A 10,122-nucleotide genomic window follows, 5' to 3' on the forward strand; every position below is an offset into this window, starting at 1 on the left:
GCAGGACCGTGCCGTCGACGCTCGTGCCGTTGTAGCCGGAGGTGCGGAACTGACGCTCGGCGGCATGCAGGACGTGGTCGCGGTCGAAGCTTCGTGGTCTGGCCATACAAAGACGGTAAAGCCGACCTACACTTCTTGACAAGCCAGTACAGAACTGCGTAGGTTCCGGACTGTTCAGTAAATAACCTTCCTGAACTCACCGGACAGTGCCCGGCGAAGCCATGCCCAACCCAAGGAACCACCATGCAGACAGCTCACCGAGTGGCCCTCGTGACGGGCGCCTCCTCCGGGATCGGGCGGGCGGCGGCGCTCGCCCTGGTGGGCGCCGGCTTCACGGTGGTCGGTACGAGCCGCAACGCGGCGAAGGCCGAGCCGCTCGCCGGGGTGACGTTCCTCGATCTCGACGTGGCCAGCGACGAGTCGGTCCGCTCCCTGGTCGGGGAGGTGATCGATCGGTTCGGCCGGATCGACGTCCTGGTCAACAACGCGGGCGTGGGCGCGGTCGGAGCCGGCGAGGAGAGCTCGACCAGCCAGGCCAAGGAGGTCTTCGACATCAACGTCTTCGGCGTGATGCGGATGGCCAACGCAGTGTTGCCCCGCATGCGCACCCAGGGCGGTGGCCGCGTGATCAACGTCTCCTCGGTACTCGGTCTGATCCCCGCCCCCTTCATGGCCGTCTACGCCGCCACCAAGCATGCGGTCGAGGGCTACTCCGAGTCCGTCGACCATGAGCTTCGCGAGCACGGCGTCCGGGTGCTGCTGGTCGAGCCGGCCTACACAAAGACGAGTTTCGAGGCGAGCAGCATGGCCCCCGACTCACCCCTGCCCATCTACGCCGCACAGCGGGAAGTCTCCCGAGACGTCCTGGCCACGGCCGTGCGCAACGCCGACGGCCCGGACGTTGTCGCGAAGGTGATCGTCGCGGCCGCCACCGATTCCAAGCCCAAGCTCCGGTACACCGCCGGCTCGATGGCCAAGCGCGTCAGCGTCCTGCGCCGGATCGTGCCCTCGCGCGCCTTCGACAGACAGATCCGCAAGCTCAACCAACTGGCCGGCTGACCCCGCACTACGGGGCGGCGCCCGAGGAGACGCACATGTCCGAAGCAGAGACACCGAAGCCAGCATCAGCATCTCTCGTCCGACCGCTCCTGGACGCTGCGCGGACCGTCATCATGACCGTGGACGACGATCCCGGGGTGTCCCGTGCCGTCGCCCGTGACCTGCGGCGGCGCTACGGCGCCTCCTACCGGATCGTGCGCGCGGAGTCCGGTGAGTCCGCGCTGGAGGCGCTGCGGGAGCTGAAGCTGCGCGGTGATCTGGTCGCGGTGATCCTGGCCGACTACCGGATGCCGCAGATGAACGGAATCGAGTTCCTCGAACAGGCCATGGACGTCTACCCGGGTGCCCGGCGGGTGCTGTTGACCGCGTACGCGGACTCGGATGCGGCCATCGACGCGATCAACGTCGTCGACCTCGACCACTACCTCCTCAAGCCGTGGGACCCGCCGGAGGAGAAGCTCTACCCGGTGCTCGACGACCTGCTGGAGGCGTGGCGGTGCAGTGACTTCCGGCCGGTGCCGAGCACCAAGGTCGTCGGTCACAGGTGGTCGGCGCGCTCCTCGGACGTACGGGAGTTTTTGGCCCGCAACCAGGTGCCCTACCGCTGGTACTCCAGCGAGGAGCCCGAGGGGCAGCGGCTGCTCGCGGCCGCGGGGCAGGACGGGCAGCGGCTGCCGGTGGTGATCACGGCGGACGGTACGGCGCTCGTCGAGCCGGAGGTGCCCGAACTGGCCGCGCACGTGGGGCTGGCGACGACGCCCACGGCCGACTTCTACGACCTGGTCGTCATCGGCGGCGGGCCGGCCGGGCTGGGCGCGGCCGTGTACGGGGCCTCGGAGGGCCTGCGTACGGTGCTCGTGGAACGGTCGGCGACCGGCGGGCAGGCCGGACAGAGCTCACGGATCGAGAACTATCTGGGCTTCCCGGACGGGGTGTCCGGCGGCCAGCTCACCGACCGGGCGCGACGCCAGGCCACGAAGTTCGGCGCCGAGATCCTGACCGCGCGGGAGGTGACCGGACTGGAGGGCAGCGGGGCGGCGCGGCTCGTACGGTTCGCGGACGGGTCGCAGATCGCGGCGCACAGCGTGATCCTGGCGACCGGTGTGTCCTACCGGCAGCTGGAGGCGCCGGGTGCCGACGAGCTGTCGGGCCGCGGGGTGTTCTACGGCTCCGCGCTCACCGAGGCCGCCGCCTGCCAGGGCCACGACGTGTACATCGTCGGCGGCGCCAACTCGGCCGGGCAGGCGGCGATGTACCTGTCCAGGGGCGCCAAGTCGGTCACCCTGCTGGTGCGCGGAGCGGACCTCACCGCGTCGATGTCGCATTACCTGATCCAGCAGATCGCCGAGTCGCCGAACATCTTCGTACGGGCCCACACGGTCGTTGAGGCTGTGCACGGCGACGGCCACCTGGAACAGCTGACGTTGCGCGACACGGCCACCGGGCAGACCGAACTGGTCGACGCGCAGTGGCTGTTCGTGTTCATCGGCGCGGCCCCGCTGACCGACTGGCTGGACGGCACGGTGCTGCGGGACGAGCGCGGGTTCATCCTCGCCGGGCCCGATCTGACCGCCGACGGGCGGCCACCGGCCAACTGGGAGCTGGACCGGCCGCCGTACCACCTGGAGACCAACATCCCCGGCGTGTTCGTCGCCGGGGACGCGCGCGCGGAGTCCGCAAAGCGGGTCGCGTCCGCCGTCGGAGAGGGAGCCATGGCCGTGATGCTCGTACACCGATACCTGGAGCAGTCATGAGCGGGCAGTTGATGCCGTGCAACGCGGCCGAGATCAGCTCACTGTTCCTCTTCGAGAAGCTGAGCTCCGAGCAGCTCGGCAGGCTGTGCGGCGAGGGACGGGTCGAACTATTCGAGCCCGGGCCGGTCTTCACCGAAGGTGACCCGGCGGCCTGCTTCTACGTGATGATCGAGGGCGCGGTCGTCATGTCGCGCCGGGTGGGCAGCGACGACATCGAGGTGAGCCGCACGTCCCAGCCCGGGGTGTACGCGGGGGCCGTGATGGCGTACGTCGGGGACGGGAAACCGCAGCGGTACATGAACTCGCTGCGGGTGACCGAGCCGACGCGGTTCTTCGTGCTGCCCGCCGAATCGTTCGCGAACTTCATGCACGACTGGTTTCCGATGGCGATCCATCTCCTGGAGGGGCTCGTCCTCGGTTCGCAGACCTTTCAGCGGGCCGTCGGGCAGCGCGAACGGCTGCTGGCGCTGGGCTCGTTGTCCGCGGGTCTCACCCATGAGCTCAACAACCCGGCCGCGGCGGCCGTACGGGCCACCGCATCGCTCAGGGACCGGGTCGCGCACATGCGCAACAAACTCGGCATCATCGCCTCGGGCGACTACCACCACGACGTCCTGAAGGCCCTGGTCGACCTCCAGGAGCGTACGGCCGAGCGGGTCTCCAAGGCGCCGGCACTCGGCCCGCTCGAAGCGTCCGACCGGGAGGACGAACTCGCCGACTGGCTCGACGACCACGGTGTCCCGAACGGCTGGCAGATCGCGCCGACCTTCGTGCAGGGCGGTCTCGACGTCGGCTGGCTGGAGCAGATCGCGGCGGCATGCGACCAGGAGGAGATCCTGCAGAGTGCCATCGGGTGGCTCACCTACACGGTCGAGGCCGAGCTGTTGATGTCCGAGATCGAGGACTCCACCACCCGTATCTCGCACCTCGTCGACGCCGCCAAGCAATACTCGCAGCTGGACCGCGCGCCTTACCAGGTCGCCGATGTCCACGAACTCCTCGACAGCACGCTGCTGATGCTGTCGGGCAAGATCGGTCCCCGGATCGAGGTCGTGAAGGAGTACGACCGCTCGGTGCCGAGGATTCCGGCCTACCCGGCCGAACTGAACCAGGTGTGGACCAACCTGATCGACAATGCCGTCTTCGCCATCAAGAGCGCGGGCGGCGAAGGGACGCTGACCGTCCGGACGGCCCTCGAACACGACCGGCTGCTGGTGGAGTTCCGCGACACGGGCCCGGGAGTGCCGGCCGAAATCCGCGGCCGGATCTTCGACCCGTTCTTCACCACCAAACCGGTGGGCGAGGGCACCGGGCTGGGGCTCGACATCTCCTGGCGGATCGTCGTCAACAAACACCACGGTGACCTGAAAGTCGAGTCCGTACCCGGCGACACCCGCTTCCAGGTGCTGCTCCCCCTCACCGCCACCGACCCCGAGCCCGACACCGTCCCCGACCCGGCCCAGGAGCCGTCATGACCATGGACAACGGCATCGACCCCAGCGTCCCGCCCAGCGGGGCCGGGTGCGTCGAGTGCGACGCCGACGGCGGATGGTGGTTCCATCTGCGGCGCTGCGCCCAGTGCGGTCACATCGGCTGCTGCGACGACTCACCCGCCAAGCACGCCTCCGGCCACTTCCGGGACACCGGCCATCCGGTGATCCGCAGTTACGAGCCGGGTGAGACGTGGTTCTGGAACTTCGAGACGTCCGAGCTGCACGAGTCCGGTCCGGCCCTGGCTCCTCCGGACGCCCACCCCGCCGACCAGCCCGCGCCGGGACCGGCGGGGCGTGTGCCGGCGAACTGGGCGGACACGCTGCGCTGAGCCTGGCCGACCAGGGTCTCTTGCAGAACATCCGCGCCGGTCTGCGGGACATGGCCAAGACGTACGACCGGCCGACGCCCTACCGGATCACCGACACGGCCCTCGCGGGCCGCTGAGACAGGACACTTCGGGCGACCGCACCTCTTTGCACTTGATCAACTTCACAGGTCGGCGAAATAAGGAGAATGCCCGTATTGAGGCATTCTCCTTACCTGAAAGGGCAGAACCATGGAACGCGACGAGTCTCCCGACGCGGCGTACGCGAGAACCTGGAGCAACGGCCGCGGCGGGGTGCGGTTCTTCACCCGGGCCGATGGCTCGCGGCTGCGCTACTACACGGTGGGCACCGGCCCCGCCCTCGTGCTGATGCACACCGTGCGCGGCCAGCTCGACTACTTCCAGCGCGTGATCCCGCTGCTGTGGGACCACTACACGATCTACGCGCTGGACCTGCCCGGGATGGGATGGTCCGACATCGTCCCCGGCGCCCAGTACGAGGAGCCGCAGCTGCGGGCCGCGGTTGTCGAGTTCGTCCGCGGACTGGACCTGCACGACGTCACCCTGTCGGGCGAATCGCTCGGGGGCGCCCTGTCCCTGTCGGCATCGGTCGACCTGAAGGACCGGGTCAGCCGGGTCGTGGCCTTCAACAGCTACGACTACCCCCAAGGAGGCGAACGCGGAAACTTGATCGCCCGCCTCATCATCTCCAGCGTGCGGATGCCCGTGCTGGGCCCCTTCTTCGCCACCCAGGAGCCCCGGCCGATCTTCCGGGCCATCCTGCAGGGCGGCTACGTCGACAAGACCAAGCTGCCCGAGGACTTCATCACCGAGCTGCTGAGGAGCGGCCGTCGCAAGGGCTACGACAAGGTGGGCCGAGGGATCTTCCGCAGCCTCAAGGGATTCGACCGGGCCCGCGAGCGCTACCCGCGCGTGTCGGCGCCCGTCACCCTCGTCTACAGCGAGAACGACTGGTCCAAGCCCGCCGAGCGAGACCGCGTGGCCAACGCGCTGACGGACGTCCACCGCATCACCGTGCCCCGCACCGGCCACTTCTCGGCACTGGAGCGCCCCGACGAGATGGCGCGGATCCTGCTCGGCGCGGCCTGACCCCAGACGACCGGCACCTCCGCCCATCCCCGTCAGGACATGAGGAAGCGCCATGACTCAGGCCGTCCCCCACCTCGTCAACCGCCTTGTCGTCGACGCCGAGGACGCTTTCGACGACGTCCGCCGGCGCTATGAAACGCTGGTACCCGCCATCGACTTCGCCGAACTCGCCGAGGTGGCCGGCGCGGGCGACCTCGCGGCGTTGCAGGCCTACATCGCCGCACACACGCCTCATTCGTTCGCCATTTACTGGACGTTGGATCCGATGCCGGTGATGCGGCTGTCGGGCCATCAACACCGCGCCGTGACTTACATGATGGGAAACAACGTCATCGCGGAAACCATGCTCCGCCACGACCCCGGCACCATCCTGTACGCCCCGCTGCGCACCGCGATCTACGAGACCGCCTCCGGCCACGTACAGATCAGCATCGACCAGCCGTCGAGCAAATTCGCCAGCTTCGGTGATCCCCGCATCGCCGAGGTCGGAGCACAACTCGACGCCAAAGTCGCTGAACTGCTCCGCCTCATGGCACTGCCGGTACCACCGGAGCTGATCACGGCCTGAACCTTGGCACTCCAGCACCGTTTCGCTGTCTGACCTGGTCAGAGACATCGGCCGGCCCATCGCGTTCACCACGGATGCCGCACGGTTGGCCTGCAGCAGCGGATGGCACGGATAGGTTTGCAGGACGGCGGTGCCGAGTTCGATCGACGATGTCGCTTGCCCGGCGAACGCCATGGCGACGAGGGGGTCGCCCGCAACACGCTGACGCGGTCGCGGTGACCGCGACCGCGTCAGTGTTCATGAGGGTGGCGTCTCCGGTCGGGGTGGGTAGCGCGCCGGCGGCGGGGCGGGCCGTGTCCCGCCCCGGCGCGAACGGTGGCGCATCTGCTCTGCGGGCCCCGCGGCATCGGCGTATCGCCGACCGTCGTGTGAACTGTTTGCCGAGGTGTTGACGGCTGACATCGGCCGTTCGGCTGGGCCTCTCACGCCGCAGCCGTCAGGAACCGCCCGTTCGGCCGCCCGACCGCCACACCGGCGGCCTCTCGCCATGCCCCGCGCCGGAGCCACTCGACCCCACAGCGGTAACCGCGTCACCACCGGACGGCACGGAAACCGGCGAACTCACCATGCTCTCCCCGGCCAGCACTGACACGGGCTCCTCATGCCCCACCCGGGCCGGCTCGACCCGCTCCCGCGCGGCGTGCACCTCCGCCTGAGCCTGCTCCAGGACCTCCGTCCAGGAGTCCAACTCCTGCCGCGCCCGCGCCTCACGCCGTTCCATCAACCCCAGCACCGACGGCATCGCATCCTCCTCGATCCACAACAAGCCGCCCCTGCCTGCCCCTACCCCGCCGCGATCACGCCCCGCACACGAAGAAGCCCCAGCTCATCGAACAGGAATCCCCTTTTCCACAACGCACTGAGTCTCGATCAGAGCGTGGCACTGCGGTCTTCTGCTGTTCGCCTCGGCGAGGACTTCGCCAGCATCTACGGGCCCGGAACCATCGAGCCTTTCGGGATGCTGCCCGGCGGCATGCTCACCGAATGGGCGCCGTGGCGGTGGGTGATGTACGTAACCGCCGCCTTCGCGGCCCCGCCCTGGTCGGTGCGTTGCTGCTGCCGGCCAAGCCCGTGATCACCCCGAATCCCAAACTTGACATTCCGGGCATCGTCGTGGTGAGCGAGGGCCGGCCTGTCGTACTTGACAACTCAGTACAGAACAGCCTAGGTTTCTGACAGTCCAGTACACAACGGTCCTGAGCTCACCGAACAGGCTGTGTGCACGCCTGGCGCGATCGAGGGCACCCCATGCCTTTGAACTCCTCCGCGCCGCCCTCCACAACAGCCCAAGACGGGCGCCCACCATTTCCTGGGCTTCCTGAACAGCTGACCCCCCCTGCAAACCACCCGGAACTCGAAGGGTTGAGCGAACCATGACTGACAAGGAAAAGCAGGAGGCGACAGCTGTGACGACTCCTGCGTATGCGAGCGACGCACTGGCCGAGGGGACCGTCGACGCGGTGGTGATCGGCGGGGGTGCCGCGGGGCTGAACGGTGCACTGATCCTGGCCCGCTCCCGCCGCTCGGTCGTCGTGATCGACAGCGGTTCCCCGCGCAACGCGCCCGCCGATGCCGTGCACGGCCTCATCGCCCTGGACGGCACCCCGCCCTCCGAGATCCTTCGGCGGGGCCGGGAGCAGGTGCGCCAGTACGGCGGACGCGTCGTGTTCGGCAAGGTGGTCTCCGCCGAGCCTGCCGCCCCGTCTGCGGACGGGGACCTTCGGTTCACCGTCACCCTGGCCGACGGCCGCAGCATCACCGCCCGCCGCGTCCTGGTGGCCACCGGCCTGAAGGATGTGCTGCCGGAGGTGCCCGGGCTCGCCGAGCACTGGGGGCACAGTGTGGTGCACTGCCCGTACTGCCACGGCTGGGAGGTGCGCGACGAGCCCATCGGCATCCTCGCCACCGGCCCCGCCTCCATCGGCCCCGCGTTGTTGTTCCGGCAGCTGACCGAGGACCTGACCTACTTCACCCACGGCACCGACCTGGACGAGGACACCCGCGCCCGCTTCGCCGCCCGCGGCATCCGCGTCATCGACACCCCGGTCACCGAGATCGTCGACGACGCGGACGGCGCCCTCGCCGGGGTGCGCCTGGCCGACGGCCAGGTCGTGGCCCGCCGCGTCCTCGGGGTCGTCCCGCAGATGCAGGCCCGAACCCAGGGCCTGGAAGGACTGGGCCTGCCGGTGCGGGACCTGCCGAATGTGGGCCGCGCTTTCGCCTCCGGCCCGGACGGCACCACCGAGGTGCCGGGTGTGTGGGTGGCCGGCAACGTCACTGACCCGGTCGCCCAGGTCGGGGCCTCCGCAGCGGCCGGCGCACTGGCCGCCATTGACATCAACAAGAAGCTGGCCATCGCGGACACCGACGCGGCCCTCCAGGGCTGAAATCCGCACCCACCACCCACCACCCTCACCTTCACCGGCGAGGAAACCCATCAGATGCCAGACGGCTTTCAGTCATGCCCACCAAGCAAGGGAAGAAAATGAGTACCAGCATCGACCGCGAGGCGCCCGCCTCCGGAAAGAAAGACTCGGGCCTTCGCGGCTCACATGCCGTGCGCTGGTGGGTGCTGGTCGTCATAGGCATGGCACAGCTCATGGTCATGCTCGACGCGACCGTCGTGAACATCGCGCTGCCCGAGGCGCAGCAGGATCTCGGCTTCAGCGACGGCAGCCGGCAGTGGGTCATCACGGGTTACGCGCTGGCGTTCGGCAGCCTGCTGCTGCTCGGCGGCCGACTGGGTGACCTGTTGGGCCGACGTACCCTCTTCGTGATCGGCCTGGCAGGTTTCGGGGCCGCGTCCGTCGTCGGCGGCTCGGCCGGCAGCTTCGAGATCCTCGTCGCGGCACGTGTGGCCCAGGGTCTCTTCGCCGCACTGCTCGCGCCCGCGGCGCTCTCCCTGCTCAGCGTGACCTTCACCGAACCGTCCGAAAGGGCGAAGGCCTTCGGTATCTTCAGTGCCTTGGGCGGGGCGGGCGGCGCGGTCGGGCTGCTGGTCGGCGGCATGCTCACCGAATGGGCGTCGTGGCGCTGGGTGATGTATGTGAACGTCGTCTTCGCGGTCCCCGCCCTGATCGGTGCCTTGCTGCTGCTGGCCAAGCCCGCGATCACCAAGAAGCCCAAACTCGACATTCCTGGCATCCTCGTGGTGAGTGCCGCGCTGTTCGCCGTCGTCTACGGGTTCGCGCACGTCGAGTCCACCAGCTGGACCGACCCGGTCGCCCTCGGCTCCATGATCACCGGCGCGGTGCTGCTCGCGGTGTTCGTCTGGCTGGAGACCAGGGTGGCGCATCCGCTGCTGCCGCTGCGCGTCGTGCTGGACCGGACCCGCGGTGGTTCGTTCATGGCGGTGTTCGTCATCGGCATGGGGATGTTCTCGATCTTCCTGTTCCTGACCTACTACTTCGCGGCCAGCCTCGGCTACTCGCCGATCAAGACCGGTCTGGTGTACCTGCCGATGGTCGCGGCCGTCGTCGCCTCGTCGACCACCATGCCTGTGCTGGTGCTGCCCAGGGTCGGCCCGAAGATCGTGATCACCGCCGGCTTCCTGGTCGCCGCAGTCGGTATGGCCATGCTGACCCAGATCGAGTTGGACAGCACCTACGCCGCCCACATCATGCCCGGCATGATCCTGATGGGTCTCGGCATCGGCGCGGTGATCGGTACCACCGGAGGCGCCCTTGATGGAGTCGAACATCAGCGGCTCGCCGAACAGCTGGCGGAAGTTGCGGGCTCGCAGCGATTCTTCGCGCCGGCGGTCGTGAAGGCCGGGCTGGGGCACCTCAAGGTCACCCCGCACAAGCTGAGGC

At 68.7% G+C, this 10,122-nt stretch carries 9 protein-coding genes and 1 pseudogene; 9 read left to right on the top strand and 1 reads right to left on the bottom strand.

Annotated features, from left to right (window positions below):
• Positions 1–106: pseudogene (locus tag ABZ646_RS31035) on the bottom strand (TetR/AcrR family transcriptional regulator); the annotation flags it as partial.
• 137 nt (positions 107–243) lie between these two features.
• Between ABZ646_RS31035 and ABZ646_RS31040 the strand changes: the two are divergent.
• The 9 genes from ABZ646_RS31040 to ABZ646_RS31080 form a co-directional block, all read left to right on the top strand.
• The gene (locus tag ABZ646_RS31040) at positions 244–1,059 is read left to right on the top strand and encodes an oxidoreductase (protein WP_360526070.1); all 816 of its coding nucleotides are present in this window, start codon (positions 244–246) and stop codon (positions 1,057–1,059) included.
• Between the two features lie 113 nt (positions 1,060–1,172).
• On the top strand, positions 1,173–2,813 hold the full coding sequence (locus tag ABZ646_RS31045) for an FAD-dependent oxidoreductase (RefSeq protein ID WP_360526073.1): 1,641 nt from the start codon (positions 1,173–1,175) through the stop codon (positions 2,811–2,813).
• Positions 2,810–4,288, top strand: coding sequence for an ATP-binding protein (locus ABZ646_RS31050; protein ID WP_319337585.1), 1,479 nt, complete (start codon positions 2,810–2,812; stop codon positions 4,286–4,288). The genes ABZ646_RS31045 and ABZ646_RS31050 overlap by 4 nt, the downstream gene beginning before the upstream one ends.
• A complete protein-coding gene (locus ABZ646_RS31055; protein WP_319337588.1) occupies positions 4,285–4,635 on the top strand; it encodes a UBP-type zinc finger domain-containing protein in 351 nt (116 codons plus the stop codon). The genes ABZ646_RS31050 and ABZ646_RS31055 overlap by 4 nt, the downstream gene beginning before the upstream one ends.
• Before the next feature lie 228 nt (positions 4,636–4,863).
• The gene (locus ABZ646_RS31060; protein ID WP_360526077.1) at positions 4,864–5,742 is read left to right on the top strand and encodes an alpha/beta hydrolase; all 879 of its coding nucleotides are present in this window, start codon (positions 4,864–4,866) and stop codon (positions 5,740–5,742) included.
• 52 nt (positions 5,743–5,794) lie between these two features.
• Positions 5,795–6,310: a DUF302 domain-containing protein gene (locus tag ABZ646_RS31065; RefSeq protein ID WP_360526080.1), complete on the top strand. Its 516-nt coding sequence runs from the start codon at positions 5,795–5,797 to the stop codon at positions 6,308–6,310.
• Between the two features lie 984 nt (positions 6,311–7,294).
• A complete protein-coding gene (locus ABZ646_RS31070) occupies positions 7,295–7,486 on the top strand; it encodes a hypothetical protein (protein WP_360526083.1) in 192 nt (63 codons plus the stop codon).
• Positions 7,487–7,683: 197 nt separating this feature from the next.
• Entirely contained in the window at positions 7,684–8,697 is a 1,014-nt protein-coding gene (locus ABZ646_RS31075; protein WP_360526086.1) for an NAD(P)/FAD-dependent oxidoreductase, read from the top strand.
• Between the two features lie 98 nt (positions 8,698–8,795).
• Positions 8,796–10,122 (top strand): MFS transporter (locus ABZ646_RS31080; RefSeq protein WP_360526089.1); only part of this gene is annotated, 1,327 nt, incomplete at its 3' end.

The organism is Streptomyces sp. NPDC007162 (assembly GCF_040634175.1).
Taxonomy (GTDB): domain Bacteria; phylum Actinomycetota; class Actinomycetes; order Streptomycetales; family Streptomycetaceae; genus Streptomyces.

Excerpts from the sequence above, each read along its gene's own strand:
- ABZ646_RS31040 (WP_360526070.1), top strand. The coding sequence starts at position 244 with ATGCAGACAGCTCACCGAGTGGCCCTCGTGACGGGCGCCTCCTCCGGG.
- ABZ646_RS31050 (WP_319337585.1), top strand. The coding sequence starts at position 2,810 with ATGAGCGGGCAGTTGATGCCGTGCAACGCGGCCGAGATCAGCTCACTG.
- ABZ646_RS31070 (WP_360526083.1), top strand. The coding sequence starts at position 7,295 with ATGGGCGCCGTGGCGGTGGGTGATGTACGTAACCGCCGCCTTCGCGGC.
- ABZ646_RS31045 (WP_360526073.1), top strand. The coding sequence starts at position 1,173 with ATGACCGTGGACGACGATCCCGGGGTGTCCCGTGCCGTCGCCCGTGAC.
- ABZ646_RS31055 (WP_319337588.1), top strand. The coding sequence starts at position 4,285 with ATGACCATGGACAACGGCATCGACCCCAGCGTCCCGCCCAGCGGGGCC.
- ABZ646_RS31060 (WP_360526077.1), top strand. The coding sequence starts at position 4,864 with ATGGAACGCGACGAGTCTCCCGACGCGGCGTACGCGAGAACCTGGAGC.
- ABZ646_RS31075 (WP_360526086.1), top strand. The coding sequence starts at position 7,684 with ATGACTGACAAGGAAAAGCAGGAGGCGACAGCTGTGACGACTCCTGCG.
- ABZ646_RS31065 (WP_360526080.1), top strand. The coding sequence starts at position 5,795 with ATGACTCAGGCCGTCCCCCACCTCGTCAACCGCCTTGTCGTCGACGCC.